The organism is Pseudomonas sp. ASL3, assembly GCF_056680425.1.
This window is the reverse complement of record NZ_CM155281.1, coordinates 6,280,436-6,306,919: the sequence shown is the minus strand read 5'-3', so window position 1 is coordinate 6,306,919 and position 26,484 is coordinate 6,280,436. Positions and strand designations below refer to the sequence as shown.

Genomic DNA, 26,484 nt, shown 5'->3' with positions numbered 1-26,484 from the left:
ACACCACTCTTTTTAAATCACGACAAAGGCTCTAAACCGGGCATTACAGGGAATAATACCTTGTTACATGACGCAGGCAAGCTCATCAGCGCGTCAAAATGGCTCTTGTTGTCGTATAAAAAATCCCACGCCAGCAAGCGGCCCCGGAAAAAGTTTGGTGGTAAGCTCGCGCACCATGAATACCTATAGCTCCCGCCCCGTTGTCCTCTGTCTCTCCGGCCACGACCCTAGTGGTGGCGCCGGCCTGCAGGCAGATATAGAAGCCCTTATCGCTCAAGGCTGCCATGCCGCACCGGCAATCACCGCCCTGACCGTACAAGACACCGTCAATGTCAGTGATTTCCGAGTCCTGGACCGCGAGTGGGTGTTGGCGCAAGCCAATGCAGTGCTCAACGACTCCACCGTGGCCGCGGTCAAGCTGGGCATGCTCGGCTCGCTGGAAATGGTCGACACCGTTGTCGAACTGCTCCAGGCGCATCCGCATTTGCCTCTGGTCTGCGACCCCGTGCTGCGTGCCGGTGGTGGTGGTCGTCTGGGCAAGGATGAAGTCGGTTACGCCATGCGCGAACGGCTGCTGCCACTGGCGACCATCGCCACGCCGAACTTGCCTGAAGCACGCATCCTCGCTGAGCTGCCCGAAGGCACCGCCGATGAATGCGCGGAAAAACTGCTGCCCTTTTGCCGGTATCTGCTCATCACCGGAGGACACGGTGATGAAGAACTTATCCACAATCGCCTGTACATCCGTAACGGTGAATCACGCACGTTCACCTGCCAACGCCTGCCCGGCAGTTATCACGGTTCTGGCTGCACATTGGCCAGTGCGCTGGCCGGACGCCTGGCACTGGGGGAAAATCTGGTGAGCGCGGTGCAATCAGCGCTCAACTACACTTGGCGTACGTTGCGCGACGCTGAACAGCTAGGCAAAGGACAATACGTTCCTCGCCGTTTGCCACTGGATTTTTGCTCGTAACGCCATGCCATGAGGCTCGACCGATGAAGCTAGATCAATGAAACTACGTGGCCTGTATGCCATTACCGACAGCCAACTGTTGGCTGGCAAATTCCTGTCTTACGTCGAGGCCGCCCTTGAGGGCGGCGTCACCCTGTTGCAGTACCGTGACAAAAGCACTGACGAAACCCGTCGCCTGCGTGAGGCCGATACCCTGCTCAAGTTGTGCGAGCGCTACAACACCCAATTGATCATCAACGATGATGCCGAACTGGCCGCGCGCCTCGGCGTCGGCGTGCACTTGGGCCAGACCGATGGTTCGCTCCCGGCTGCCCGCGCGCTGCTGCGTCACAAAGCGATCATCGGCGCAACCTGCCATGGGCAACTCGAGCTGGCCGAACAGGCCAAGGCCAATGGCGCCAGCTACGTCGCATTCGGACGGTTCTTCAACTCCAACACCAAGCCAGGTGCGCCCGCGGCGACCCTCGACCTGCTGGATCAGGCCCGCGCCCGCATCCACCTGCCGATTGCCGTGATTGGCGGGATTACTCTGGAAAATGCCGCGCCACTGGTGGCCCATGGCGCCGACCTGCTGGCCGTCGTCCACGGCCTGTTCGGCGCGGACAGCACTCAGGAAGTCACCCGTCGTGCACGGGCGTTCAACGCGTTGCTCAAGTCGAGCTGACGGCTACTGCTGGCTGGTACTCACCAGCTCGAACTCAAGACCCACGGGCCTGCCGATCGCGTTTTCAAGCGATAGCAGCGCCCGTTTGCGGTCGACCCCGCCAGCGTAGCCGGTCAAATCACCGTTGCCCCCGACCACTCGGTGGCAAGGCACGATGATCGAAATCGGGTTTTTACCATTGGCCGTCCCCACGGCTCGCGAGTGCCCAGCGCTCAACCCCATGTTCCTGGCCATGGCGCCGTACGAGACGATCTCGCCGTAGGGAATCAATGACAACTCATGCCACACCTGGCGTTGAAACGGCGTGCCGCGCATAAGCAGCGGCACATCGAATACCCGACGCTCACCCTGGAAGAACTCGGTAAGCTGTTCCCGCGCAAGCTGCACAACACGCGGGATGCTCCCCTCATCGGATGCCAGCAGCAACGACGGGTAGTATTTTTGCCCGACAAAAAACAAGCCGGTCAACGCCTCATCCTCGACTCGCAAGGCAATGTCGCCGAGCGGACTTTTAACCAGATAGCCAGGGTTCATCGTTTTGCCTCCCCGTGCTGACGCCATAGATGCACGGTTGCATAAGCGCGCCATGGCGCCCACTGATTAGCGTGCTCGTTGAGTTGAGCCGCCGTCGAATAACCAAGGTGTTTTTTCAGGACCGCATCGCCCTCCGGAAAGGCATTGGGCCAACCAAGGGCACGCATGGCGATGTATTGCACGGTCCATTCACCGATGCCGCGAATATGCCGAAGGGCAGATAAGGTGTCGTCCAGCGGCACCAACGGCTCAAGACGGATGCGGCCGGACGCTACCTCTTGCGCAACGGCAATGATCGCTTCGGCACGGATGCGGATGATGCCGGTCGTAACCACCTCTTCCATCGTGGCCTGGGCAATCGCCTCGGCGCTGGGGAAGGTGTAGATCAGGCCAAAGGGTGCGTCGTCGACCTTGCTACCGAAGCGCTCGGCGATTCGCCCCAGTACGCCCCTCGCGTTGATGACGGAAATCTGCTGCCCGACGATGGCACGGACCGCAATTTCAAAGCCGTCAAAGGCTCCCGGCACGCGCATGCCCGGCAGCTCGGCCGCCAGCTCGCCCAGGTGTGCATCCACCAGATCCGGCCGGCACCCAGTATCGAAAATCCGCCGCGTACGGCCCAACACCTGGGCGATACCGAATTGCAGCGACGCGGACACCGTCACCACCAACGCATGGCGCAGCGGAGCGTGGGTGACGCTGATCCAGCCGGTCAGCCGACGCCCTGCTTGCTCGATCTCGATGGTCCGTGCGTAAACATCTTCACCAATGTGTTCGACGCCCTCGATACGCCGATGGGCAAGGAAATCCAGCACGCCGCGCCATGAGAACGGCGGCCGATAAGACAATTCGAAGCGCATCGTCGACGCATCCGCAGCGTTACTGGTTTTTCTCAGGCGCAACGGATTCAAGCCGTATTGGGCCTGGAACACGTCATTGAACCGCCTGACGCTACCAAATCCCGCCGCCAATGCCAGCTCAGTCACCGGCAGCTGGGTATCGGTCAACAGTCGCTTGGCGATCAACAGACGTTGGGTTTGGGTGTATTCAGTCATCGACACGCCGAATTCCGCTTCGAAAATCCGCCGCAAGTGCCGCGTGGTCACGCCGACCCGATCGGCCAGCGCCGACAGGTTCTTGCCGTTCAGAAAGCCTTCTTCAATCATCCGCGCAGCCGCCTGTGCCAGCCGACTCGACGCGTCGAGCAACCCGTTGCCGGGGGCGAGTTCCGGACGGCACCGCAGGCACGGCCGAAAGCCGGCGTGCTCGGCGGCCGCCGTGGTGGCGTAAAAGCTGCAATTCCTGGCTTGTGGCGCACGCACCGGACATACCGGGCGGCAATAGATGCCGGTCGATGACACGCCGATGTAAAACCAGCCATCAAAACGGCGGTCGCGTGCGACAACAGCGGCATAGCAGACAGCGGGATCGAGAGTTTTCATGAGCCGACTCTAGTGGAGCTGTCAGGAAAAGTCTGGCTGAATTCGGACATGTGTATTGCACGCCAGCGAAGCGCGGGTGCGACACACAAGCCCGTCACATCCCGTAAAGACCTAGGTATAATCCGTCCCCTGCACTCCGGACAACCCCCTACATCGAGCAGTCAGGCGTCTGTGCTGCGACCCGCGCAGGCCATCTTTTCTGGTTCAAAAAGCTGAGACCCCATCATGTCCCGTTCCGAAACGCTGTTTGCCAACGCCCAAAAACACATCCCAGGCGGCGTCAACTCGCCTGTTCGCGCGTTCAAGAGCGTGGGCGGCACGCCGTTGTTCTTCAAACACGCAGCTGGCGCGTACGTGACCGACGAAGACGATAAGCGTTATGTGGATTATGTCGGCTCGTGGGGTCCGATGATCCTCGGCCACAGCCACCCGGACGTGCTCGACGCGGTTCGCAAGCAACTGGAACACGGTCTGTCTTACGGTGCACCGACCGAAATGGAAACCCAGATGGCCGATCTGGTCTGCTCCATCGTGCCGTCGATGGAAATGGTACGCATGGTCAGCTCCGGCACCGAAGCGACCATGAGCGCGATTCGCCTGGCCCGGGGTTTTACTGGCCGCGACAGCATCATCAAGTTTGAAGGCTGCTACCACGGCCACTCCGACAGCCTGCTGGTCAAGGCCGGCTCTGGCGCGCTGACCCAAGGCGTCCCAAGCTCTGCGGGCGTACCCGCCTCGTTCGCCAAACACACGCTGACCGTACCGTTCAACGATATTGACGCGGTCGAGCAACTACTCAGTGAAGTCGGCCAGGACGTGGCGTGCATCATCGTCGAGCCGGTCGCCGGCAACATGAACTGCGTCCCACCAGCACCAGGCTTCCTCGAAGGCTTGCGCACGCTCTGCGACAAACATGGCGTGGTGCTGATTTTCGACGAAGTCATGACCGGTTTCCGTGTCGCACTGGGCGGCGCTCAGGCGTATTACGGCGTGACCCCGGACCTCAGCACCTTCGGCAAGATTATCGGTGGCGGTATGCCGGTCGGCTGTTTTGGTGGCAAACGCGAAATCATGTCGCACATCGCGCCACTGGGCCCGGTCTATCAGGCCGGTACCTTGTCGGGCAACCCACTGGCCATGGCCGCAGGCCTGGCGACACTGCGCTTGATCAGCCGTCCCGGCTTCCACGACGAACTGAGCGACTTCACCACTCGCCTGCTCGATGGCCTGCAACAACGCGCCGACGCGGCAGGCATTCCGTTTGTGACCACCCAGGCCGGCGGCATGTTCGGCCTGTACTTCAGCGCCGCCGATGACATCGTCACCTTCAAGGACGTGATGACCAGCGACGCCGATCGCTTCAAACGCTTCTTCCACTTGATGCTCGAAGGTGGCGTGTACCTGGCGCCGAGTGCCTTCGAAGCCGGCTTCACCTCCATCGCCCACGGTGACACCGAGCTGCAACTGACCCTCGATGCCGCTGAAAAGGCGTTTGCCGCACTGAAATAAAGCCGCAGACGCTCCCTGTAGGAGCTGCCGAAGGCTGCGATGAGGTTGGAACAACCTCCATGTTATTTAAATCACAGCGACCGCTTCGCGGTCGATCGCAGCCTTCGGCAGCTCCTACAGGGATAAATCAGTCGCCTCTGCACCGCTTTCCCCCGCAAAATCAGGCAGATCAAGCCCGCGCAGCAGAAAAACCGTAAAGACTTTGTAAGGTTGGCCCTGCTTATTTCATAATGTGCCGCCAGCGCGTTCTGCTGGACGGGTACGCCCGCACCTTTTTCAGAGGTAAGTCGATTCCCATGAACCGCACCGGCCGCACCCTTGCTTTGGGCTGCCTGTTGCTTCTTCATCCCCTGCTGGTAAACGCAGGTGGCAACTCGTTGTTAATCCCAGCGGTGGGTCGTTGCACCCTCAATACTCAGCCAGACAACCTGCCTGAGGCGTTGGCGGTATGCCAAAAGGCCGCGAAATCCGGGGATGCACAAGCACAATATGAGTTGGGCGAGTTCTACTACGACGGCAAAAATGCACCTCGTGACCTCACCCAGGCGCTGAATTACTTCGAACAGGCTTCGCTGCAAGGCCATGCCCAGGCGCAGTACCGATTGGGTTTGATGTTTTTCCACGGCGAAGGCGTTCAGGCCAACAACATTCAGGCCTATATCGTGCTGAAAATGGCGGCGGTCAATGGCGCGGAGGACGCGCTGGATACGGCTGATGAGGTGTCTGCGAAGATGCAGCGCGATGAACTGGAAGTCGCTACTCAGGTGCTGGGGCAAATTTTCCGCAATTACCTGCTGGAGCTGCAAACGGCTGAAGGTCGTACACCATTTGCTCCATTTCCTGATGCAAAGCAGCCCTGATCCAGACCTGATTCAGAACAGCCTTGATTCAAGCCCGGTCTATTTATCCGGCATCGGCATCGGGAACGGCATCACATTGCTGGTGCCCCGCGCTTCGCTGATCTTCGGCGTGCCGATACGCTCGACCTCATCGATCCGCACAATCGAATGCATCGGTACAAAACTGCGCACCACACCTTCGAACTGAGCCTTGAGCTTTTCTTCGCTGGGGTCTACCACCACGGTCGTGCGCTCACCGAAGACGAATTCTTCCACCTCCAGGAAACCCCACAGATCACTCTGATAGATCTGCTTGGCGTACATTTCGAACACCTGGCCTTGGTTGAGGAAAATCACCTTGTAAATTGGAGCTTCACGTTTGGTCATAACGGGCGGGTAACAATCGGGGACATAAAGAGGGCGCGAACTATAGCATGTCCACCGGACAGGCAACGGTAGTAACAGGGGACCGGCACCACTATAATGCGCGGTTCTTCGAATCACCTGATGATCACGCATGGCCAAGAAGCTTTATATCGAAACCCACGGTTGCCAGATGAACGAGTATGACAGCTCGCGCATGGTCGATCTGCTGGGCGAACATCAAGCCCTGGAAGTCACTGCCCGCGCAGAAGATGCCGACGTCATCCTGCTCAACACCTGCTCGATCCGCGAACGTGCCCAGGACCGGGTGTATTCCCAGCTCGGCCGCTGGCGTGAACTGAAACTGGCCAACCCGGACATGGTGATCGCCGTCGGCGGTTGCGTGGCCAGTCAGGAAGGTGCAGCGATTCGTGATCGCGCGCCCTACGTGGATGTCGTCTTCGGCCCACAAACCCTGCATCGCCTGCCGGAAATGATCGACGCCGCGCGCATCACGCGCCTGCCGCAGGTCGACGTGTCGTTCCCGGAAATCGAAAAATTCGACCACCTGCCCGAGCCTCGCGTCGATGGACCAAGCGCTTATGTGTCGGTCATGGAAGGCTGCAGCAAGTACTGCACCTTCTGTGTGGTGCCCTACACCCGTGGCGAAGAAGTCAGCCGCCCGTTCGACGATGTTATTGCCGAAGTCATTCATCTGGCCGAAAACGGCGTGCGTGAAGTGACGCTGCTGGGACAGAACGTCAACGGTTATCGCGGCGCGACCCACGACGGGCGTATGGCCGATCTGGCCGAGCTGATCCGCGTGGTTGCAGCGGTCGATGGCATTGACCGCATTCGCTATACCACCTCGCATCCACTGGAGTTCTCCGACAGCCTGATCCAGGCCCACGCCGAAGTGCCCGAACTGGTCAAACACCTGCACCTACCTGTGCAATCGGGTTCCGACCGGATCCTGTCGGCGATGAAGCGCAACCACACCGCGCTTGAATACAAGTCCAAACTGCGCAAACTGAAAGCCGCCGTACCTGGCATCAGCATCAGCTCGGACTTCATCGTCGGCTTCCCTGGCGAGACCGAAAAAGACTTCGATCAGACCATGAAGCTGATCGAGGACGTAGGGTTCGACTTCTCGTTCTCTTTCGTCTACAGCCCGCGCCCTGGTACGCCAGCGGCCGATTTGAAGGACGAAACCCCCGAATCGTTGAAAAAACAGCGTCTGGCCGCTTTGCAGCACCGCTTGAACCAGCAGGGTTTCGAGATCAGCCGGCAAATGGTCGGCAGCACCCAGCGAATTCTGGTGACCGACTATTCGAAAAAAGACCCTGGCGAGTTGCAGGGGCGCACCGAGAATAATCGAATCGTCAACTTCCGCTGCGATAATCCCAAGCTGATCGGCCAGTTCGCCGACGTGTACATCGACGACGCGCAGCCCCATTCGCTGCGTGGTTCGTTGTTGCAATAAGAAGCCAACCTGTAGGAGCGCGCTTGCCCGCGATAAGGCCCGAAGGGCCTTCCAGCGATATCGGGCTGACTGATTTTGCGACTGCTGCGCAGCCGATCGCGGGCAAGCGCGCTCCTACAGTCGATCATTGTTGCGAATGCTCACACCACCATTAGTAAGTGAAGGCTTTCACACACAGATTTACGGGGTTATCCTTCATTTCATCTCCCTTGCCGTCGGGCGGCTAAAAACGACCTTGAACGCACCCATAGAACCACATCGTTTCATCCTCGAACCTGTCGAGTCTCATCGTTTCGCAAATCTGTGCGGGCAGTTCGACGAGCATTTGCGCTTGATCGAACAACGCCTGAACATCGAAATCCGCAATCGCGGTAATCAATTCGAATTGATTGGCGAACTTAAACACACCACTTCGGCCGAAAACCTGCTGCGCCGCCTGTACCGGGAAACCAAGGGTACGGAGCTGTCGCCAGACATGGTTCACCTGTTCCTCCAGGAATCGGGCGTCGAAGAGCTGGACAACCACCCTGCTGCCGACGTCGGCGTAGCGCTGCGCACCAAAAAGGGCATGATTCGCCCGCGCGGCTTGAATCAGCAGCGTTATGTCAAAGAGATTCTGAGCAACGACATCAACTTCGGCATCGGCCCAGCGGGCACTGGCAAGACCTATCTTGCGGTCGCCTGCGCAGTGGACGCGCTGGAGCGAGAGCAGATTCGCCGCATCCTGCTGGTGCGTCCGGCGGTCGAAGCGGGCGAAAAGCTCGGTTTCCTGCCCGGTGATCTGGCACAGAAGATCGACCCGTACCTGCGCCCGCTGTATGACGCGCTGTACGAAATGCTCGGCTTCGAATACGTGGCCAAGCTGATCGAACGTCAGGTGATCGAGGTTGCGCCGCTGGCCTACATGCGTGGCCGCACGCTCAATAACAGCTTCATCATTCTCGACGAAGCCCAGAACACCACCGTCGAACAGATGAAGATGTTTCTGACCCGTATCGGTTTCGGCTCCACGGCCGTCATCACCGGCGACATCACTCAGGTCGACCTGCCCAAGGTCACGCGCTCGGGCCTGACTCATGTCATCGACGTGCTCAAGGATGTGCCAGGTATCAGCTTCACCCACTTCAAGCCCAAGGATGTGGTGCGCCATCCGCTGGTGCAGCGCATTGTCGAAGCCTATGAGCGCTACGAGGATTGTTTCAACGACGAGCCTCCGGCCCAGTTTTCCTCCAACAGGGGCAGTCGCCGCGATGCTTGAGCTGGACCTCCAACTTGCCAGTGAAGCGCCAAGCCCCAGCGAAGCCCAGTTCCGCCAATGGTGCGAACTGGCCCTGCGCCAACGCAGCGCTGATTCGGAATTGACCATTCGCCTGGTCGACGAAGCCGAAGGCCGGGAACTCAATCACACCTGGCGCCACAAGGACTACGCGACCAACGTACTGTCCTTCCCTGCCGATGTGCCTGATGAGTTTCTGGATATTCCGCTGCTCGGCGATCTGGTGATCTGCGTGCCCGTAGTGGCTCGCGAAGCGGCCGAACAGGGCAAGGCACTCGACGCCCATTGGGCGCACCTCGTCATTCATGGCTGCTTGCATCTTCTCGGTTACGACCATATCGACGATGAAGAAGCCGAAGAAATGGAAGCGCTGGAACGAACGTTGCTTGAAGAATTGGGTTATCCCGATCCTTACGCCGACGACGAAACCGCCGACCATCCTCCTCTAGAGACAACCAGCAAGGACCACGAGTAAGGGCTATGAGCGAAGACCGATCGAGCAACGGGCAAAAGTCATGGCTGGGAAAAATCACCCAGGCTTTTGCCCACGAGCCGAAAAACCGCCAGGAGCTGCTTGAGCTGCTGCGCGAGGCCCATCAAAACAAGCTGCTGGACAGCGAAGCCCTGGCCATTGTCGAAGGCGCCATTCAAGTGGCTGACCTGCAAGTCCGTGACATCATGGTCCCGCGCTCGCAAATGGTCAGCATCAAGGCGACCCAGACCCCTCGCGAATTTCTTCCCGCGGTCATCGACTCCGCGCACTCGCGCTATCCGGTGATCGGCGAAAGCCACGACGACGTCCTCGGCGTGCTGCTGGCCAAGGATTTGCTGCCGCTGATCCTCAAGGAAGACGGCGATCGCGACAGCATCAAAAACCTGTTGCGCCCAGCGACCTTCGTCCCTGAGTCCAAGCGTCTGAACGTGCTGCTGCGTGAGTTCCGCGCCAACCATAACCACATGGCCATCGTCATTGACGAATACGGCGGCGTGGCAGGTCTGGTGACCATCGAGGACGTGCTGGAGCAGATCGTCGGCGATATCGAGGACGAGCACGATGTCGAGGAAGACAGCTACATCAAACCGCTGCCCAGCGGCGACTTCCTGGTCAAGGCCTTGACCCCCATCGACAGCTTCAACGACTTCTTCGACAGCGAGTTCTCGGACGACGAGTTCGATACGGTTGGCGGCCTGGTGATGAGTGCGTTCGGACACTTGCCAAAACGCAATGAAACCACTGAAATCGGCGCCTATCGCTTCCGGATTCTCAATGCCGACAGTCGTCGTATTCATTTGCTGCGTTTGAGCCCTATTTCGCGCGCTTGAGCCTCACCCAACTAAGGAATGTAAATGCGTTGGATCACCCGCCCCGGCTGGCCCGGTAACCTGCTGGCCATGGCGGCTGGTGCGCTTACCACTCTGGCCCTGGCGCCTTTCGATATCTGGCCACTGGCGCTGGTGTCATTGGTCATTTTCTACCTCGGCATGCGTGAACCAAGCCCCCGTCAGGCCCTCGGCCGTGGCTGGTGCTATGGGTTCGGCCTGTTCGCCGCGGGCACCAGCTGGATCTACGTCAGCATCCACACCTACGGTGGTGCTTCGGTATTGCTGGCCGGTTTGCTGATGCTGGGGTTCATCGCCGCCATCGCCTTCTTCTTCGCCCTGCCCGCCTGGATCTGGGCGCGCTGGATTCGGCGTAATGAAGCGCCTCTCGCCGACGCTCTGGCTTTCGCCGCATTGTGGCTGGCGCAAGAAGCGTTTCGCGGCTGGTTCCTGACCGGTTTCCCTTGGCTTTACTCCGGCTACAGCCAGCTTGATGGCCCCTTGTCCGGACTCGCGCCGATGGGCGGCATGTGGTTGATTTCCTTTACCCTGGCACTGACCGCCGCCCTGCTTTGCAACCTGCCACGGCTGCGGGTGCGCAAGGCGTTTCTCGGCGTGGGCATACTATTGTTGCTGGCGCCGTGGGTGCTGAGCCTGGCATTGAAAAACCACGCATGGACGTCCCCGGCAGGCCCGCCACTGAGCGTCGCCGCCATTCAGGGCAACGTCGAGCAAAGCATGAAGTGGGACCCGGCGCAGCTGGACGCGCAACTGGCGCTGTACCGTGACATGACCTTTCGCTCCAAACGTGCCGACCTGATCATCTGGCCGGAAACCGCGATTCCGGTGCTCAAGGAATCGGCCGAAGGCTACCTGACAATGCTCGGCAAGTTCGCCGCTGATCGCAACTCGGCGCTGATCACCGGTGTGCCGCTTCGTGAGGTAGGCGGACACGGTGAATACCACTACTACAACGGAATCACCGTAGTGGGTGAAGGCGATGGCACGTACCTGAAGCAAAAGCTGGTGCCGTTTGGCGAGTACGTACCTTTGCAGGACTTGCTGCGTGGACTGATCACCTTCTTCAACCTGCCGATGTCAGACTTCGCCCGCGGCCCGAGCGATCAGTCGTTGCTGCAGGCCAAGGGTTATCAAATCGCGCCGTACATCTGCTACGAAGTGGTCTACCCCGAGTTCGCCGCCAGCCTGGCCGCTCAGAGCGACCTGCTGCTGACGGTCAGCAATGACACCTGGTTCGGCACCTCCATCGGCCCGTTGCAACATTTGCAGATGGCGAAGATGCGAGCGCTGGAAGCCGGTCGCTGGATGATCCGCGCCACCAACAATGGCGTGAGCGCGCTGATCAACCCGTTCGGCAAGATCACCGCGACCATCCCGCAGTTTCAGGCAGGTGTGATGTACGGCGAAGTGGTGCCGATGCACCAACTCACCCCCTACCTGCGCTGGCGCTCGTGGCCGCTGACGATTTTCTGTGTGCTGTTGTTTGGCTGGGCTTTGCTGGCCAGCCGGATTGCCAAGACGGTTTAATCCGCGAGACCGCTGCACGACCCTTCGCAGTCAAGCCTGCGCGGGGCCGTGCAGCGGCCGCTTTACCGGTAAAACAGCGGATACGCCACCAACCCCGCCACTTCATTGAACAATTGCCCACTCTCCCAGACCGCCTTGCTCTCCGGCAGCCAGCCGTTGAACGGTCGGGCGTTGTCCACGCCGAGAAAGCCCACCGGCGCGCTGACCACCGCGAAACCGGCTTTTTCGAAACTCCAGCGCGCACGTGGCATGTGCCAGGCCTGGGTTACCAACACCACTCGCTTGATGCCCAACGGCTGCAACACCGCAGCGGTCATCGTCGCGTTTTCCCAAGTGGTGCGGCTGAGTCCTTCTTGCCAGCGCACGGTGACGCCAAAATCGTTTTGCAACGAGTCCGCCATGATCGCCGCTTCACTCGGCGGTTGGTCGTAGTGCAGGCCTCCGGTTGTCAAAATCGGCAAACCCGAGGCTTTGGACAAGCGTGCGGCGAAGCGCATGCGTTCAAGCGCCACGCCAGTAGGGATGTCGCTACCCCAGGTGGGGTCTTTGCGCTCACGTCCAGAACCCAATATCACAATGGCATCGGCCTGTTGCGCCAGGGTCGCCCATTGGCTTTGCGGCAGCGGCGGTTCTTGCTCGATAGCCCGCGCCGCCCACTCCACTGCAATCGGCAGGCTCATCGCCCACAACCCGGCAAAACCAAGGACGAAGCACAGTGCAGCCAGACGCGGCCGAGAACGACGCAGCCACCAGGCGAACAAAAGCAGCAGCATGAGAATGCCGGGCGGCAGGAGCAGTTGTTTGATCAAGTATCGAATAGGCATCGAGCATCTCCAGAGATGCCCGAAGCCTAAAAGGATTGACGCTAAGCAACAATGCTTATCAAGCAGGCCTATGGCCTGTGAAGGTTAACGTGTAGCTTTTTTTGAATAGTGCAGTTATCTGAAATACAACGACTTAACCTTCGCCGAAACCTTGGCGCGCTGTTGTTTGTTCAGCCAGATGACCTTGGCCGAACGCAGCGGCGTTGAAGTCGACCCGTCAAGCTCCCTTGCAGCAGAAGAACTCCTTATCACACCATCAGCCTTAAAACCAAAGGCGCCCGCGTCCAGATAGGCCTCGATCAACTCAAATTCTGCGGGGCTCAAGCCACGCAACTCCAGTTCAGCAGGGGCTTCATCGCGAAGTCTGACTGCTGTTTTCGCCACATCCAGGGCAAGCCCCAGACGATTGATCAAGCGTTCGTATAGCTCAGGTTTTATTGCTGCTCGCTGCAACTCTGCCATCCGTTCACCTCATTGAAGATAAAACATACTTCCCCGCTAATCAGCTTAGCGCTGCTGCCCAAATCAGCCGGATGCCGCGACCAACGGCCTCTGACAGCCCCCGACGAAGCAATCAGGGTTTCCCTCGATAGTCAGCGCTCATGTATGCTACGGCGCTTCCTTTAATTCCACTTCCCGCTCTACTGAGCCCGACCTGACTCAGGGTGCAACGAAGAGGATGAGGTCACCAATTCCTTAGTAAAAAAGTAGCCATGCACGAACTCTATCAGCCCCGCGAAATCGAAGCCGCCGCCCAAACCTTTTGGGACGAGCAAAAATCCTTTGAAGTCAGTGAACAGCCAGGCAAAGACACCTTCTATTGCCTGTCGATGTTCCCTTACCCCAGCGGCAAGCTGCACATGGGCCACGTGCGCAACTACACCATCGGTGACGTGATCGCCCGCTACCAGCGCATGCAAGGCAAGAACGTCCTGCAACCCATGGGTTGGGATGCGTTCGGCATGCCGGCGGAAAACGCCGCGATGAAGAACAACGTCGCCCCGGCCAAGTGGACCTACGAAAACATCGCCTACATGAAGACTCAGCTGCGAAGCCTGGGCCTGGGTGTCGACTGGTCGCGTGAAATCACCACCTGCAAACCCGACTACTACCGCTGGGAACAATGGCTGTTCACTCGCCTGTTCGAAAAAGGCGTGATCTACCGCAAGAACGGCACTGTCAACTGGGACCCGGTGGACCAGACGGTACTGGCCAACGAACAAGTGATCGACGGTCGCGGCTGGCGCTCCGGTGCGGTGATCGAGAAGCGCGAAATCCCGATGTACTACTTCAAGATCACCGCGTATGCGGATGAGCTTTTGGAGAGTCTCGACGAGTTGCCGGGCTGGCCTGAGCAGGTCAAAACCATGCAGCGCAACTGGATTGGCAAATCCCGTGGCATGGAAGTGCAATTCCCGTATCACCAGGCTTCGATTGGTGAAGCCGGCGCACTGAAAGTCTTCACCACCCGTCCCGACACACTGATGGGCGCGACCTATGTCGCCGTCGCCGCCGAACACCCGCTGGCGACCCTGGCTGCCCACGGCAATCCCGAGCTGCAAGCCTTCATTCACGAATGCAAAAGTGGCAGCGTCGCCGAAGCGGACGTCGCCACTCAGGTGAAAAAAGGCCTGCCGACCTCGTTGTTCGTCGAGCACCCGTTGACGGGCGAAAAGCTGCCGGTGTGGGTCGCCAACTATGTATTGATGCATTACGGCGATGGCGCCGTGATGGCCGTCCCTGCTCACGACGAGCGTGATTTCGAGTTCGCTACCCAGTACAACCTGCCGATCAAGGCCGTAGTACGCACTAGCGCTGGCGATGAAACACCCGCGCCGTGGCAGGACGCGTATGGCGAATACGGGCAACTGATCAACTCCGGCGAGTTCAACGGCCTGGATTTCGCAGGCGCCTTCGACGCCATCGAAGCCGCGTTGCTGAAGAAAACCCTCGGTCAGTCGCGCACCCAGTTCCGCCTGCGCGATTGGGGCATCAGCCGTCAACGCTATTGGGGTTGCCCGATCCCGATCGTGCATTGCGACACTTGCGGTGACGTACCGGTCCCTGAAGACCAACTGCCTGTCGTGTTGCCAGAAGACGTGGTTCCCGATGGCGCTGGTTCGCCCTTGGCGCGCATGCCCGAGTTCTACGAGTGCGCCTGCCCGAAATGCGGCGCGCCGGCCAAGCGCGAAACCGACACCATGGACACCTTCGTCGAGTCCTCGTGGTACTACGCACGCTACGCCTCGCCTCACTATGAAGGCGGCATGGTCGACCCGGCGGCGGCCAACCACTGGTTGCCGGTGGATCAATACATCGGCGGCATCGAACACGCGATCCTGCACCTGCTGTACGCGCGCTTCTTCCACAAATTGATGCGCGACGAAGGGTTGGTCAACTCCAACGAGCCGTTCAAGAACCTGCTGACCCAGGGCATGGTCATCGCCGAAACCTACTATCGCCTCGAAGCCAACGGCAGCAAGACCTGGTTCAACCCGGCCGATGTCGAACTCGAACGCGACAGCAAAGCCAAGATCATCGGCGCCAAACTGATCAGCGACGGCCTGCCGGTCGAGATCGGCGGCACCGAGAAGATGGCCAAGTCCAAGAACAACGGCGTCGACCCACAGTCGATGATCGATCAGTACGGCGCCGATACCTGCCGCCTGTTCATGATGTTCGCTTCGCCACCCGACATGAGCCTGGAGTGGTCCGACTCTGGCGTCGAAGGTTCGCACCGCTTCTTGCGTCGGGTCTGGCGTCTGGCTCAGGCGCATGTCAGCCAGGGTCTGCCGACAAAACTCGATATCACCACGCTGAACGACGAGCAAAAAGCCGTTCGCCGTGCGATCCATCTGGCCATCAAAAACGCCAGCCAGGACGTCGGCCAGTTCCACAAATTCAACACCGCCATCGCTCAGGTGATGACCCTGATGAATGTGCTGGAAAAAGCCGCGCAGGGCACCGGGCAGGATCGCGCGCTGCTTCAGGAAGGCCTGGAAACCGTCGCCCTGCTGCTGGCGCCGATCACCCCGCACATCAGTCATGAGCTGTGGGGCCAGTTGGGCCACAGTGGTGCGATCATCGATGCCGGCTGGCCGGTGCTGGATCAAACCGCCTTGGTGCAGGACAGCCTGCAACTGGTGATTCAGGTCAACGGCAAGCTGCGTGGCCATATCGAGATGCCGGCTCACGCCACCCGCGAGGAAGTTGAAGCCGCGGCGCGAATCAATGAAAACGTGTTGCGTTTCACCGATGGCCTGACGATCCGCAAAGTGATCGTGGTGCCCGGCAAACTGGTCAACATCGTTGCAAGCTAATTGAATCAAGCGCCCGGTATTGACCGGGCGCTGTACAAAACTTCCAGGGGACGCAATGTCGGCCCAAACGGATTCAAGGGGAGCATCAATATGATCAAACGCAATTTGCTGGTTATGGGGCTCGCCGTGTTGCTGAGCGCCTGTGGTTTCCAGCTGCGTGGCACGGGTACTTCCGGGCTGACTATCAAAGAGCTTGATCTGAGTGCGCGTAACGCTTATGGCGATACCGTGACTCAGTTGCGTCAAGTGCTGGAAAACAGCGGCGTAAAAGTTTATACCGGTGCGCCGTACAAGCTGATTCTGGTCAATGAAGACGAATCACAACGCTCCCTCAGCTACACCGGTGCCGCCGGTTCGGCCGAATATGAGTTGACCGACACACTCAACTACGAGATCCGCGGCCATGGCAATCTGTCGCTGCTCGAAGACAAACTGCGCGTACAAAAAATCTACGTGCATGACGGCAACAACCTGATGGGTTCAGACCAGGAAGCCGAGCAAGTCCGTAAGGAGATGCGCAGCCAGCTGGTCCAGAACATGGTGCAGCGCCTGCAACTGCTGTCCCCGCCTCAACTGGATAAACTGCAACAGACCGCAGATGCCAAAGCCAAAGCTGAAGCCGATGCCCTGGAAGCCGCGCAGAAGATCGAGAACGAGACACCTCGGCAGTCGCCTGTTGAAATGCCGGCCCGATAAATGCCTCGGGGCCAGCGTGCTGGCCCCAGCATCTTCTGACCTATGAAACTGACTCCAGCCCAACTTGGCAAACACCTCCAGAGCAGCCTGTCGCCCGTGTATGTGGTCAGCGGCGATGACCCGCTGCTGTGCCAGGAAGCGGCCGATGCCATTCGCGCTGCAGCACGCCAGCAAGGTTTCGACGAACGCCAGGTATTCAGCGCAGACGCCAGTTTCGACTGGGGTACGCTGTTGCAGGCGGGCGCCAGCATGTCGCTGTTCGCGGAAAAACGCCTGCTGGAGCTGCGCTTGCCCTCGGGTAAACCCGGCGACAAGGGCGCTGCGGCGCTGATCGAATATTGTTCGCGCCCCGCCGAAGATACGGTGTTGCTGATCAGCCTGCCGAAACTCGACGGCAGCGCGCAGAAAACCAAATGGGGCAAGGCGCTGGTCGAAGGCCCGCAGACGCAATTCGTGCAAATCTGGCCAGTGGATGCCAGCCAGTTGCCGCAGTGGATTCGTCAGCGTTTGTCACAGGCCGGATTGGCCGCCAGCCAGGACGCAGTCGAACTGATCGCGGCGCGGGTCGAAGGCAATCTACTCGCCGCGGCGCAGGAAATCGAAAAGCTCAAACTGATGGCCGAAGGTGGCCAGATAACCGTCGAGACCGTGCAAGGGGCAGTGGCCGACAGTGCACGTTTCGATGTTTTCGGTTTGACCGACGCCATTCTCAATGGCGAAGCCGCTCACGCATTGCGCATGCTCGAAGGCTTGCGTGGCGAAGGGGTGGAAACGCCAGTGATTCTCTGGGCGCTCTGTCGCGAACTGCGGGTGCTGGCCAGCCTGGCGTTGCAGTTCAGCCAGGGCGTGCCACTGGACAAGGCCTTCAGTCAGGCCCGTCCGCCGATCTGGGACAAACGCAAACCGCTGATGAGCAAAGCCCTGCAACGCCACTCCGCACAGCGCTGGGGCCAACTGCTGATGGATGCTCAGCGTATCGATGCACAAATCAAGGGCCAGGCCGCAGGCTCGGCCTGGAGCAGCTTGAGTCGCCTGGCGCTGTTGATGGCCGGACAGCGGCTGAATTTGCCTGCTGAGTAATTACCCCGGCCGATACGCAGGACTCTTGTAGGAGCTGACTTGTCTGCGATCGAGTGCGAAGCGCTCGCAAAAGTAGTGAATTCACCACCGCATGAAGGTCCTTCGTGTCGGACGCGACCCCGGCCTATCGCAGACAAGTCAGCTCCTACAGGGGGGCCCAGCATCGGCGATAGCAGACATCTATTAGACAGATCCCATCTGCTGGCCGATCATTCGCACCGATTCACCAACCCAACGAGAGCGTACTCGCCATGAGCAAGCCATCCAGGCCCAACAAGGCCAAATCCATCATCGCCCAGCCATTGTTCCGCAGTCGTCAGGAACGACCAGCCAAGGGCAAAGGCAGCTACCGCCGCGAAGCCTTCCAGTCTAAAAGCTGGGAGGCTTCTTACTTTCTGGCGGCTTGAAACGTGCCACCTCTCCCAAGGCCCCCTCGCACGGGCAGGCATGATAAGGTCTGCGTCTGTTGGTAATACCTTGGACCCGAGCATGCCCCTTAGTTTTTCCCGTCGTTGGCATTTGCGCCAACTGATCACAGCCTCCAGCCTCATCCTGTTAGTTGCCTGCGCGGAAAAACCGACCGCGGCCGACGCTACTCCTCTTCAAGTCACCAGCGTCCCTCCGGCGACCTCCTCGCCTGCGAACCCGCCAGTCAATGCGCCCGGCGATACCGATGTCGATATTCAGCCCACCATCAGCTTCAGTGACTGGGAAGCAGGTTTTCGAATCGAGGCGTTGAACGCTGGCATTCGGCCCGACATTTTCGACAAAGCCTTCGCCGGCGTAGTCCCGGACATGAGCGTGGTCACGGCCGATCGCAGCCAGCCTGAGTTCACTCGCCCGGTCTGGGAGTACCTGGAAGGCGCCATGTCTGCCGTGCGCGTACGTAGAGGTCAGGCCTTGCTCGCGCAATACGCCGATGTGCTGCAAAGCATCGAACAACGCTATGGCGTCGATCGCCAGGCACTGGTCGCGATTTGGGGCATGGAAAGCAGCTTCGGCCAGCTCCAGGGCACGCAGTATGTGATTCGTTCTCTCGCGACATTGGCCTACGAAGGCCGCCGTCGGAGCTTCGCGCAAGAGCAACTGCTGGCCGCACTGCAAATTCTTCAGCACGGCGACATCCAGCCGTCCGAGATGGTCGGATCCTGGGGCGGTGCCATGGGGCAGACGCAGTTCATCCCGACCACTTACAACACTTATGCGGTGGACTTCACTGGCGAGGGTCGCCGGGATATCTGGAACACCCCGGCCGACGCTTTGGCCTCGACCGCCAATTACCTGCAAAGCTCGGGCTGGCAGCAAGGTCAACCCTGGGGTTTCGAAGTGCAACTGACGCAGGGGTTCGACTACGCGCTGGCCGATGCCTCCACGCGCAAAACCGTTGCCGAGTGGCAGCGGTTGGGTCTGAAACTGCCAAACGGCAGCGCCCTGCCCGCCAACGTCGCGCAACAACAGGCCGCCCTGCTCCTGCCGGCTGGCTATCGCGGCCCGGCGTTCCTGATACTGAATAACTTCCGCGCGATCCTCAAATACAACAACTCGTCGTCCTACGCCCTGGCCATCAGTTTGCTGTCCGAGCGCTTCAATGGCGGTGGTTACGTGCTCGGCAATTGGCCGCGCGATGACCTGCCTCTGAGCCGTTCTGAGCGGATCGAGCTGCAAACCCTGCTGTCATCCCGGCAGTACGACGCAGGCGCTCCAGACGGTATCATCGGCGCCAACACGCGCAAGGCGATTCGTAGTGCGCAACAGTCGTTTGGCTGGCCGGCCGATGGTTACCCGACCCATGAACTGCTGAATAATTTGCGTAAGCCGTAAGGGCCTCTTCAGGCAGGTCGTGACGGGGACTGATTTATTTTCAACGCTTCATCGAAAATTAATCTGTCCCCCTTTTGAGGCCGGGGACAGATTGATTTTTCAAAGAGCGCGAAAAACAAATCAGTCCCCTACACAGACAAAAAAGGGCCGGATATCACTATCCGGCCCTTTTTTGATCAGCTTATTCAGCTCAGACCATGGCTTCCACAGCCTGCTTGGCCTGCTCATCGGCATGATACGAAGAACGCACCAGCGGACCGGAGGCGACGTTCTTGAAGCCCATCTTGTAGCCTTCCTCGGCGAACCAGGCGAAGACATCCGGGTGCACGAAGCGCTGCACCGGCAAGTGGCTGCGCGACGGCTGCAGGTACTGACCGAGGGTGAGCATGTCGATATCGTGTTCACGCATGCGCTGCATGACTTCGATGACTTCTTCGTCGGTCTCGCCCAGACCCAGCATCAAGCCGGACTTGGTCGGTACGTGAGGAACCATTTGCTTGAACTTCTGCAGCAAGGTCAGCGACCACTGGAAATCCGAACCCGGACGCGCAGCCTTGTACAGGCGCGGTACGGTTTCCAGGTTGTGGTTGAACACGTCTGGCGGCTCGGCAGCCGTGATTTCCAGCGCGATGTCCATGCGACCACGGTAATCCGGGACCAGCGTTTCCAGTTGCACGTTCGGCGACAGCAGGCGGATCTCGCGGATGCAATCGGCAAAGTGCTGAGCACCGCCATCACGCAGGTCATCGCGATCCACCGAGGTGATCACCACATACTTGAGGCGCAGATCGGCGATGGCGACGGCGAGGTTTTTCGGCTCGTCTGCATCCAGAGCTTTCGGTCGGCCATGACCCACGTCGCAGAACGGGCAACGTCGGGTGCAGATATCACCCATGATCATGAAGGTCGCGGTACCGCCAGAGAAGCATTCGCCCAGGTTCGGGCAGGACGCTTCTTCGCAGACGCTGTGCAGCTTGTGCTTACGCAGCAGTTGTTTGACGCGATCCACTTCCGGGGAAACCGGGATGCGCACACGAATCCAATCGGGCTTTTTCGGCAGGTCGACGGTCTGAATGATCTTTACCGGGATCCGTGCGACTTTTTCCGCGCCGCGCAGCTTCACGCCGGCTTCCACTTTCGGACGGGCCGCACGCTCAATATCCAGCGTCGGGATCAGGGTTTGTACGGAGCCAGTTTCTACAGGGCTTAGCGCAGTATCAGTCGCAGTAGTCATATCAATCGATTCCGCCCGTTAGGGTCGTCTGCTCAGCATAGTCGAGGTGTTTGACGAGCTGCGCGCGCAGCCGGGCACTTACCTCGGCAAATTCAATCGGGCCTGCATGATCGCGTAGCTGGGTCATTGCCAGCCCCGCATACCCGCAGGGATTTATCCGTCGAAACGGTTCAAGGTCCATGTCCACATTCAGCGCCAGGCCATGGAATGAACAACCGTTGCGAATACGCAGGCCGAGGGAGGCGATTTTCGCTCCATCGACATAGACACCTGGCGCATCCGCTTTCGCTACCGCCGTTACACCGTAACTGGCCAATAGCGCAATCAAGCTGTGCTCGATCCGGGTGACCAGCTCGCGCACGCCGAAACCCAGGCGCCGTACATCCAGCATCAGGTAGGCGACCAGTTGGCCCGGCCCATGATAGGTCACTTGGCCACCACGATCGACCTGTACCACCGGAATATTGCCCGGCAGCAGCAAGTGTTCGGCCTTGCCCGCCTGACCCTGGGTGAACACCGGGGGATGTTGCACCAGCCAGACTTCGTCCGCCACGTCGCGTCCACGCTCGCTGGTGAAACGCTGCATGGCGTGCCAGGCCGGCTCGTAAGCGACCTGACCCAGGTCTCGAAAGCCCAGGCTCCCGGGCATCAGAGCACCATGTGCACGAAACCCGTAGCGCGCAACGCACTATTGATATCGCGCAATTGTTCTTCGCCAGTCGCGGTGATGTGCAGCTGTACGGTGGTGTATTTGCCATTGCTGCTTTGACGCTCGGCGAGCGTGGCAATGTCGAGCGTGGCGTGCTTGGCCAGAATCTCGATCACAAGGGCAGTGAAACCCACGCTCGTGTCGCCAATCACTTTGATCGGGTAGTCGAGGCAGGGAAATTCGATTTTATGCGACTTAACGTCGGTATCAGTCATGGCAGTAACGGCCTCGTAAGCCGTGACGAGCGGCACGCACCGCGCTCTGGATCAGAGCCGGTGCACGCCGGTCGGCAATATCAGTTGAACAAACCGTAGAAGAACAGGCGAATGCTATCCCACACGCGGCGGAAGATACCACCCTGGTCGACGGCGTCGAGGGCGATCAGGTCAGCGGTGTGCACGACCTTGTCGTCCATTTTCACTTCCACTTTACCGATCACATCGCCCTTGGCGATAGGCGCGACCAGCCGTGGGTTCATGGTCATGCTAGCGGCCAGCTTCTTCAATTCGCCTTTAGGCAAGGTCATGGTCAAGTCGTTAGCCAGACCGGCCTTGACTTGATGCTCGGCGCCTTTCCAGACCGGAGCTTGAGCCAGCTCGGTGTTCTTCTGATAGAAGGTCTGGGTTTCGAAGAAGCGGAAACCGTAGGTCAGGAGCTTCTGGGTCTCGGCCGCGCGAGCCTGTTCGCTGTTGGTACCAAACACCACTGCGATCAGACGCATGCCATCACGTACCGCCGAGGACACCATGCAGTAGCCGGCCTCTTCGGTGTGACCGGTTTTCAGACCGTCAACGGTCTTGTCGCGCCACAGCAGCAGGTTGCGGTTGGGCTGTTTGATGCCGTTCCAGAAGAACTCTTTCTGCGAGTAGATCGCATAGTGAGCCGGATCTACGGTAATGATCGCCCGCGCCAGCAACGACATGTCATGCGCCGAAGAGTAGTGCTCTGGGTTCGGCAGACCGGTCGGGTTCATGAAGTGGCTGTTCACCATGCCCAGGTCGCCGGCGGTTTTGTTCATCATGTCGGCGAAAGCATCTTCGCTGCCGGCGATGTGCTCGGAGAGCGCGACGCTGGCGTCGTTGCCCGACTGAATGATGATGCCGTGCAGCAGATCGCTGACGGTGACCTGGCTGCCCACTTTGATGAACATCCGCGAACCGCCGGTGCGCCAGGCGTTTTCGCTGACGGTCACCGGATCGTTTTCGCCGATCTGGCCGCGACGGATTTCCAGGGTCGCGATGTAGGCCGTCATCAGTTTGGTCAGGCTCGCTGGCGCCAAACGTTGGTCGCCATTGTTTTCGACCAGAATGTTACCGCTGGAGGCATCCATGAGCACGTAGGCTTTGGCGGCCAGTTGCGGTGCGGCCGGCGTCATCTGTTCTGCCGCCCAGGCGGCAGGAGTGACGATCAGGGGGACAAGCAGGCACAAGCGTTTTGCAAAGGTGGTGATGTTCATCCGTCTCTCGAAATTGCTAATGGGCAAACATGCCCTCGCGGGCAAAGCTAATCAGACCGGTGAAAGAACTACGCGCTCATCCGGTCTTTGGCGCCAGGCTTTATCCCTGGCTGACAGAACAGCCCGAGTATTCAGACTGTTCTGTGACAAGTTGCTTGTATCGCTTGCTCTGTCGGCAAGTCCCCGTCGGACAAGCAACGGCACATCGTCCCTGAATCAACCAGCGTTAAATCACTGATCCGACATCACCACGTGTGGCTGGCCAAGATTGGCGGATCTGATGCTGGCTTGTAACTGCTGGGCTTCACCCTGCGTGTTTACCGGCCCCATCCGTACTCGGTACAGCGTTTGCTGACTGCGTACTGTCGGGCTGACGAACACTGGGGTTTGCACCATTGCGCTCAGTTTCGACCTCAGGAGTTCCGCAGCGTCCGGGTTGGCGAAGGCGCCCACCTGGAGATACAGCCCAGAGGCTTGTAAGGAAGCGTTTTTTTTTGCGTCGATCTGTATCGGCGAAACCGCTGCCGCGTGCTGCTGGGGCGGCGGCGTATATTGCTCGATGGTCCCGGTGGAAGCGGTGAACGCGGGTGGCGCGGCCTGGGCCGTGACCTGTGGTTCATCCAGCATCAACGGTGCCGGACGTCCACGCTGCGCCCACCACTCCTGCGGGTCGATACCTTCGACCTTGACCCGTGCGGTGCCGATTTCGGCGTAACCGAGCTTTTTCGCGGCGGCGTAGGACAAGTCGATGATCCGGTCGGAGTAGAACGGCCCACGGTCATTGACCCGCAGGATCACGCTTCTGTTGTTGTCCAGGTTGGTCACCCGGACATAACTCGGCAACGGCAAGGTCTTATGCGCGGCACTCATGCCGTACAGGTCGTATTTCTCACCGTTGGCGGTGTCCTGCCCGTGGAACTTGGTGCCATACCAGGACGCCGTGCCCGTCGCGACATAGCGCTTGGAGTCGGTCAGCGGGAAATAGGTCTTGCCCAGCACCGTATACGGGTTGGCCTTGTAGGGGCCGTTGTGCAAGGTCGGCACGGCATCCGGAATGCGTGAGACATCGACGTCCCACCACGGCGCGCCATCTTTGTGCGCACGATTGATATCCAGACCGGGCGTCGAACGCACAGTGTTGCTCTGCGGTGAGCGGCTGGTCGAACAACTGGCCACCAGTATCGCCAGGGCCGCGAAGGCCATGAACTTCAGTGGTTTGCGTATCTGCAATGCCCGCATTACTTGACGCCCCGTGCTTGAACCAACAACTCAGACAGCTGATGTACGACCATGGCGTACATCACGCTGCGGTTGTAGCGCGTGATTGCATAAAAATTCTTCAGGCCCATCCAATACTCGGGGCCATTTTCACCCTCCAGACGGAAAGCGGTCACCGGCATATCATCGCGCAGCGCATCATGACTCGACCAACCCAACGCTCGCAACTCCCCGACATTCATTACCGGATCGATTCCGGGGCTCAAACCTTCGTCGACACGGTCACCGCGCACCGACGCCAGGCTGACTACCGGCTCACCAGCGACCCAACCGTGACGTTTGAAATAGCTGGCGACGCTGCCAATCGCATCGTCCGGATTGGTCCAGATATTGATGTGGCCGTCACCGTCGAAATCCACGGCATAAGCGCGAAAACTGCTCGGCATGAACTGTGGCAAACCCATGGCCCCGGCGTACGAACCTTTGAGCGTCAGCGGGTCGACTTGCTCTTCACGCGCCAGCAACAGGAACTCGCGCAGCTCTTTGCGGAAGAAGTCGGCACGCGGAGGATAGTCGAAGCTCAGCGTCGACAAGGCGTCTATTACGCGGTAATTTCCGGTGTTTCGGCCGTAAAAGGTCTCCACACCGATGATCGCAACGATCACTTGAGCCGGTACGCCATACTCTTGTTCGGCACGTGCCAGAACAGCTTCGTGCTGACGCCAGAAGTCCACACCGCGAGCGATACGCGCATCGGTAATGAACATCGGCCGGTATTCCTTCCACGGTTTGACCCGTTCGGCCGGCCGAGAAATCGCGTCGAGAATCGCCTGTTTGCGCTCGGCTTCACGGAACACACCCATCAATTGTTCACCGGCAAAGCCATAGTCACGCGTCATTTCACCGACGAATTCAGCCACCTGCGGCGAGCCTTCGTAATCGCCTGCGGTCGCCTCCTGCGCCAAACCAAGAATGCCCACCAGGCCGACCAACGGAGCATATCGAGCAGCCCAGTTACGCACTACTTGCATTGAGTTGTTCACCTTAATCAAACCTGTGCGATCCACTTGCGATGGGTATGGATCGACATCAAAACCCCAAACGCTGACAGCAGCGTTACCAGCGAAGTTCCGCCATAGCTAATGAATGGCAATGGAACACCTACAACCGGCAACAGGCCACTGACCATACCGATGTTGACGAAAACATAAACAAAAAACGTCATGGTCAGGCTGCCGGCCAACAACTTGCCAAACAGCGTCTGCGCTTGAGCAGTGATCACAAGACCCCGCCCGATCAGCAATAAATAGATCAGCAACAAGGCGCAAATGCCTACCAGGCCGAACTCTTCGCCCAAGACGGCGATGATGAAGTCGGTGTGGCTTTCCGGCAAAAAGTCCAGGTGCGACTGAGTCCCCAGTAACCAGCCCTTACCAAATACTCCGCCCGAACCAATCGCCGCCTTCGACTGAATGATGTTCCAGCCGGTGCCTAGCGGGTCACTTTCCGGATCGAGAAACGTCAGGATCCGTTGCTTCTGATAGTCGTGCATGAAGAAAAACCACATGCCGACGGCCACCGGAACGGCAGCGGTGAGCACGCTGATGATCCAGCGCCAGCGCAGGCCGGCCATGAACAGCACGAAGGTCCCCGACGCCAGAATCAGCAATGAGGTGCCGAGGTCCGGCTGGCGCACGATCAGAATGAACGGAAGACCGATCAGCCCCAGGCTCAACGCCACATGCTTCAAGTGCGGCGGCAACGTACGCTTGGCCAGATACCAGGCGATGGTCGCCGGCATGATGATCTTCATGAATTCTGAAGGCTGGAAGCGGATGACGCCGGGGATGTTGATCCAGCGGGTCGCGCCCATGGCGTTGTGGCCCATGACGTCCACCGCCACCAGCAGCAAGAGCCCCAGTACGTAGAGCACCGGCACCCAGCGCGCCATGAAGCGCGGTTCGAGTTGCGCAATGACAAACATCGACACCAGGCCGATACCGAAGGACGTGGTCTGCTTGATCAGCAGGTCCCAGTTCTTGCCACTGGCTGAATACAGCACGAACAAACTGCCGGCGGCCAGGGTCAGCAACAGGATCAACAACGGTCCATCGATATGGATGCGTTGCAAGAAGCTGGCGCGACGGCGCATCACATCCTCGCTGGAGAGGATGC

Annotated in this window: 26 protein-coding genes; 14 read left to right on the top strand and 12 right to left on the bottom strand. The window is 59.3% G+C overall.

Translation table 11 applies throughout. The annotated features are described in order from the left end of the window. The first annotated feature begins 175 nt into the window (after positions 1 to 175). Positions 176 to 973 carry a hydroxymethylpyrimidine/phosphomethylpyrimidine kinase gene (locus AC1MEE_RS28980; RefSeq protein WP_480412859.1) on the top strand — a complete coding sequence of 266 codons (798 nt, stop codon included), beginning with the start codon at positions 176 to 178 and terminating at the stop codon, positions 971 to 973. A 37-nt stretch (positions 974 to 1,010) separates the two neighbouring features. Beyond that, positions 1,011 to 1,637 carry a thiamine phosphate synthase gene (thiE, locus tag AC1MEE_RS28975; RefSeq protein WP_480412858.1) on the top strand — a complete coding sequence of 209 codons (627 nt, stop codon included), beginning with the start codon at positions 1,011 to 1,013 and terminating at the stop codon, positions 1,635 to 1,637. Between the two features lie 3 nt (positions 1,638 to 1,640). On the opposite strand, the gene AC1MEE_RS28970 is transcribed toward thiE, so the two are convergent. Then, the gene (locus tag AC1MEE_RS28970) at positions 1,641 to 2,171 is read right to left on the bottom strand and encodes a methylated-DNA--[protein]-cysteine S-methyltransferase (protein ID WP_480412857.1); all 531 of its coding nucleotides are present in this window, start codon (positions 2,169 to 2,171) and stop codon (positions 1,641 to 1,643) included. Continuing rightward, complete coding sequence (locus AC1MEE_RS28965; RefSeq protein WP_480412856.1) at positions 2,168 to 3,613, bottom strand: AlkA N-terminal domain-containing protein; 1,446 nt, start codon at positions 3,611 to 3,613, stop codon at positions 2,168 to 2,170. The genes AC1MEE_RS28970 and AC1MEE_RS28965 overlap by 4 nt, the downstream gene beginning before the upstream one ends. Before the next feature lie 225 nt (positions 3,614 to 3,838). Here AC1MEE_RS28965 and hemL point away from each other — a divergent pair, with 225 nt between their 5' ends. Together hemL and AC1MEE_RS28955 are read left to right on the top strand one after the other, a co-directional pair. Next, positions 3,839 to 5,122: a glutamate-1-semialdehyde 2,1-aminomutase gene (gene hemL, locus AC1MEE_RS28960; protein WP_480412855.1), complete on the top strand. Its 1,284-nt coding sequence runs from the start codon at positions 3,839 to 3,841 to the stop codon at positions 5,120 to 5,122. A gap of 296 nt (positions 5,123 to 5,418) precedes the next feature. Beyond that, a complete protein-coding gene (locus AC1MEE_RS28955; RefSeq protein WP_480412854.1) occupies positions 5,419 to 5,982 on the top strand; it encodes a tetratricopeptide repeat protein in 564 nt (187 codons plus the stop codon). 39 nt (positions 5,983 to 6,021) lie between these two features. On the opposite strand, the gene AC1MEE_RS28950 is transcribed toward AC1MEE_RS28955, so the two are convergent. Then, positions 6,022 to 6,348, bottom strand: coding sequence for a DUF1820 family protein (locus tag AC1MEE_RS28950; protein WP_087267690.1), 327 nt, complete (start codon positions 6,346 to 6,348; stop codon positions 6,022 to 6,024). A gap of 130 nt (positions 6,349 to 6,478) precedes the next feature. On the opposite strand from AC1MEE_RS28950, the gene miaB reads away from it, so the two are divergent. The 5 genes from miaB to lnt all read left to right on the top strand — a co-directional run bounded on the left by miaB (position 6,479) and on the right by lnt (position 11,951). Continuing rightward, complete coding sequence (gene miaB, locus AC1MEE_RS28945; protein WP_480412853.1) at positions 6,479 to 7,807, top strand: tRNA (N6-isopentenyl adenosine(37)-C2)-methylthiotransferase MiaB; 1,329 nt, start codon at positions 6,479 to 6,481, stop codon at positions 7,805 to 7,807. 235 nt (positions 7,808 to 8,042) lie between these two features. After that, positions 8,043 to 9,065, top strand: a complete 1,023-nt coding sequence (locus tag AC1MEE_RS28940) for a PhoH family protein (protein WP_480412852.1) — start codon at positions 8,043 to 8,045, stop codon at positions 9,063 to 9,065. Further along, positions 9,058 to 9,558, top strand: coding sequence for an rRNA maturation RNase YbeY (gene ybeY / locus AC1MEE_RS28935; protein WP_480412851.1), 501 nt, complete (start codon positions 9,058 to 9,060; stop codon positions 9,556 to 9,558). Before AC1MEE_RS28940 ends, ybeY begins: the two co-directional genes overlap by 8 nt. Before the next feature lie 5 nt (positions 9,559 to 9,563). Beyond that, complete coding sequence (locus AC1MEE_RS28930; protein ID WP_480412850.1) at positions 9,564 to 10,406, top strand: HlyC/CorC family transporter; 843 nt, start codon at positions 9,564 to 9,566, stop codon at positions 10,404 to 10,406. A 24-nt stretch (positions 10,407 to 10,430) separates the two neighbouring features. After that, the gene (lnt, locus tag AC1MEE_RS28925; protein WP_480412849.1) at positions 10,431 to 11,951 is read left to right on the top strand and encodes an apolipoprotein N-acyltransferase; all 1,521 of its coding nucleotides are present in this window, start codon (positions 10,431 to 10,433) and stop codon (positions 11,949 to 11,951) included. Positions 11,952 to 12,013: 62 nt separating this feature from the next. Here the strand turns inward: lnt and AC1MEE_RS28920 are convergent, their stop codons facing one another. Further along, positions 12,014 to 12,775, bottom strand: a complete 762-nt coding sequence (locus AC1MEE_RS28920; protein WP_480412848.1) for a YdcF family protein — start codon at positions 12,773 to 12,775, stop codon at positions 12,014 to 12,016. Positions 12,776 to 12,889: 114 nt separating this feature from the next. Then, complete coding sequence (locus AC1MEE_RS28915; RefSeq protein ID WP_480412847.1) at positions 12,890 to 13,237, bottom strand: hypothetical protein; 348 nt, start codon at positions 13,235 to 13,237, stop codon at positions 12,890 to 12,892. Between the two features lie 251 nt (positions 13,238 to 13,488). On the opposite strand from AC1MEE_RS28915, the gene leuS reads away from it, so the two are divergent. The 5 genes from leuS (at position 13,489) to AC1MEE_RS28890 (ending at position 19,692) form a co-directional block, all read left to right on the top strand. Further along, the gene (gene leuS / locus AC1MEE_RS28910) at positions 13,489 to 16,095 is read left to right on the top strand and encodes a leucine--tRNA ligase (protein ID WP_480412846.1); all 2,607 of its coding nucleotides are present in this window, start codon (positions 13,489 to 13,491) and stop codon (positions 16,093 to 16,095) included. Positions 16,096 to 16,185: 90 nt separating this feature from the next. Further along, positions 16,186 to 16,791, top strand: a complete 606-nt coding sequence (locus AC1MEE_RS28905) for an LPS-assembly lipoprotein LptE (protein ID WP_480412845.1) — start codon at positions 16,186 to 16,188, stop codon at positions 16,789 to 16,791. A gap of 42 nt (positions 16,792 to 16,833) precedes the next feature. After that, complete coding sequence (gene holA, locus AC1MEE_RS28900; protein WP_480412844.1) at positions 16,834 to 17,871, top strand: DNA polymerase III subunit delta; 1,038 nt, start codon at positions 16,834 to 16,836, stop codon at positions 17,869 to 17,871. Between the two features lie 251 nt (positions 17,872 to 18,122). Beyond that, complete coding sequence (gene arfA / locus AC1MEE_RS28895) at positions 18,123 to 18,278, top strand: alternative ribosome rescue factor ArfA (protein WP_480412843.1); 156 nt, start codon at positions 18,123 to 18,125, stop codon at positions 18,276 to 18,278. Between the two features lie 82 nt (positions 18,279 to 18,360). Then, complete coding sequence (locus tag AC1MEE_RS28890; protein WP_480412842.1) at positions 18,361 to 19,692, top strand: lytic murein transglycosylase; 1,332 nt, start codon at positions 18,361 to 18,363, stop codon at positions 19,690 to 19,692. Between the two features lie 190 nt (positions 19,693 to 19,882). Here the strand turns inward: AC1MEE_RS28890 and lipA are convergent, their stop codons facing one another. The 7 genes from lipA to rodA all read right to left on the bottom strand — a co-directional run bounded on the left by lipA (position 19,883) and on the right by rodA (position 26,461). Further along, positions 19,883 to 20,926 (bottom strand): lipoyl synthase, encoded by a 1,044-nt coding sequence (lipA, locus tag AC1MEE_RS28885; protein ID WP_480412841.1) that lies wholly within the window; start codon positions 20,924 to 20,926, stop codon positions 19,883 to 19,885. A gap of 1 nt (position 20,927) precedes the next feature. After that, positions 20,928 to 21,575, bottom strand: a complete 648-nt coding sequence (gene lipB / locus AC1MEE_RS28880; RefSeq protein WP_480412840.1) for a lipoyl(octanoyl) transferase LipB — start codon at positions 21,573 to 21,575, stop codon at positions 20,928 to 20,930. Then, positions 21,575 to 21,850, bottom strand: coding sequence for a DUF493 domain-containing protein (locus AC1MEE_RS28875; RefSeq protein WP_480412839.1), 276 nt, complete (start codon positions 21,848 to 21,850; stop codon positions 21,575 to 21,577). The genes lipB and AC1MEE_RS28875 overlap by 1 nt, the downstream gene beginning before the upstream one ends. 80 nt (positions 21,851 to 21,930) lie before the next feature. Then, positions 21,931 to 23,091, bottom strand: coding sequence for a D-alanyl-D-alanine carboxypeptidase family protein (locus tag AC1MEE_RS28870; RefSeq protein ID WP_480412838.1), 1,161 nt, complete (start codon positions 23,089 to 23,091; stop codon positions 21,931 to 21,933). A gap of 231 nt (positions 23,092 to 23,322) precedes the next feature. Further along, positions 23,323 to 24,330 carry a septal ring lytic transglycosylase RlpA family protein gene (locus tag AC1MEE_RS28865; RefSeq protein WP_480412837.1) on the bottom strand — a complete coding sequence of 336 codons (1,008 nt, stop codon included), beginning with the start codon at positions 24,328 to 24,330 and terminating at the stop codon, positions 23,323 to 23,325. Next, complete coding sequence (gene mltB, locus AC1MEE_RS28860; protein WP_480412836.1) at positions 24,330 to 25,340, bottom strand: lytic murein transglycosylase B; 1,011 nt, start codon at positions 25,338 to 25,340, stop codon at positions 24,330 to 24,332. Before mltB ends, AC1MEE_RS28865 begins: the two co-directional genes overlap by 1 nt. A gap of 17 nt (positions 25,341 to 25,357) precedes the next feature. Further along, positions 25,358 to 26,461, bottom strand: a complete 1,104-nt coding sequence (gene rodA / locus AC1MEE_RS28855) for a rod shape-determining protein RodA (protein ID WP_480416368.1) — start codon at positions 26,459 to 26,461, stop codon at positions 25,358 to 25,360. Between the last annotated feature and the right edge of the window lie 23 nt (positions 26,462 to 26,484).

Coding starts and splice junctions, on each gene's coding strand:
- lipA (WP_480412841.1), bottom strand. CDS start 20,926: ATGACTACTGCGACTGATACTGCGCTAAGCCCTGTAGAAACTGGCTCC.
- miaB (WP_480412853.1), top strand. CDS start 6,479: ATGGCCAAGAAGCTTTATATCGAAACCCACGGTTGCCAGATGAACGAG.
- AC1MEE_RS28965 (WP_480412856.1), bottom strand. CDS start 3,613: ATGAAAACTCTCGATCCCGCTGTCTGCTATGCCGCTGTTGTCGCACGC.
- lnt (WP_480412849.1), top strand. CDS start 10,431: ATGCGTTGGATCACCCGCCCCGGCTGGCCCGGTAACCTGCTGGCCATG.
- thiE (WP_480412858.1), top strand. CDS start 1,011: ATGAAACTACGTGGCCTGTATGCCATTACCGACAGCCAACTGTTGGCT.
- AC1MEE_RS28930 (WP_480412850.1), top strand. CDS start 9,564: ATGAGCGAAGACCGATCGAGCAACGGGCAAAAGTCATGGCTGGGAAAA.
- lipB (WP_480412840.1), bottom strand. CDS start 21,575: ATGCCCGGGAGCCTGGGCTTTCGAGACCTGGGTCAGGTCGCTTACGAG.
- AC1MEE_RS28870 (WP_480412838.1), bottom strand. CDS start 23,091: ATGAACATCACCACCTTTGCAAAACGCTTGTGCCTGCTTGTCCCCCTG.
- AC1MEE_RS28950 (WP_087267690.1), bottom strand. CDS start 6,348: ATGACCAAACGTGAAGCTCCAATTTACAAGGTGATTTTCCTCAACCAA.
- ybeY (WP_480412851.1), top strand. CDS start 9,058: ATGCTTGAGCTGGACCTCCAACTTGCCAGTGAAGCGCCAAGCCCCAGC.
- rodA (WP_480416368.1), bottom strand. CDS start 26,461: ATGCGCCGTCGCGCCAGCTTCTTGCAACGCATCCATATCGATGGACCG.
- leuS (WP_480412846.1), top strand. CDS start 13,489: ATGCACGAACTCTATCAGCCCCGCGAAATCGAAGCCGCCGCCCAAACC.
- AC1MEE_RS28890 (WP_480412842.1), top strand. CDS start 18,361: ATGCCCCTTAGTTTTTCCCGTCGTTGGCATTTGCGCCAACTGATCACA.
- hemL (WP_480412855.1), top strand. CDS start 3,839: ATGTCCCGTTCCGAAACGCTGTTTGCCAACGCCCAAAAACACATCCCA.
- holA (WP_480412844.1), top strand. CDS start 16,834: ATGAAACTGACTCCAGCCCAACTTGGCAAACACCTCCAGAGCAGCCTG.
- arfA (WP_480412843.1), top strand. CDS start 18,123: ATGAGCAAGCCATCCAGGCCCAACAAGGCCAAATCCATCATCGCCCAG.
- AC1MEE_RS28865 (WP_480412837.1), bottom strand. CDS start 24,330: ATGCGGGCATTGCAGATACGCAAACCACTGAAGTTCATGGCCTTCGCG.
- AC1MEE_RS28970 (WP_480412857.1), bottom strand. CDS start 2,171: ATGAACCCTGGCTATCTGGTTAAAAGTCCGCTCGGCGACATTGCCTTG.
- AC1MEE_RS28980 (WP_480412859.1), top strand. CDS start 176: ATGAATACCTATAGCTCCCGCCCCGTTGTCCTCTGTCTCTCCGGCCAC.
- AC1MEE_RS28920 (WP_480412848.1), bottom strand. CDS start 12,775: ATGCCTATTCGATACTTGATCAAACAACTGCTCCTGCCGCCCGGCATT.
- mltB (WP_480412836.1), bottom strand. CDS start 25,340: ATGCAAGTAGTGCGTAACTGGGCTGCTCGATATGCTCCGTTGGTCGGC.
- AC1MEE_RS28875 (WP_480412839.1), bottom strand. CDS start 21,850: ATGACTGATACCGACGTTAAGTCGCATAAAATCGAATTTCCCTGCCTC.
- AC1MEE_RS28955 (WP_480412854.1), top strand. CDS start 5,419: ATGAACCGCACCGGCCGCACCCTTGCTTTGGGCTGCCTGTTGCTTCTT.
- AC1MEE_RS28905 (WP_480412845.1), top strand. CDS start 16,186: ATGATCAAACGCAATTTGCTGGTTATGGGGCTCGCCGTGTTGCTGAGC.
- AC1MEE_RS28915 (WP_480412847.1), bottom strand. CDS start 13,237: ATGGCAGAGTTGCAGCGAGCAGCAATAAAACCTGAGCTATACGAACGC.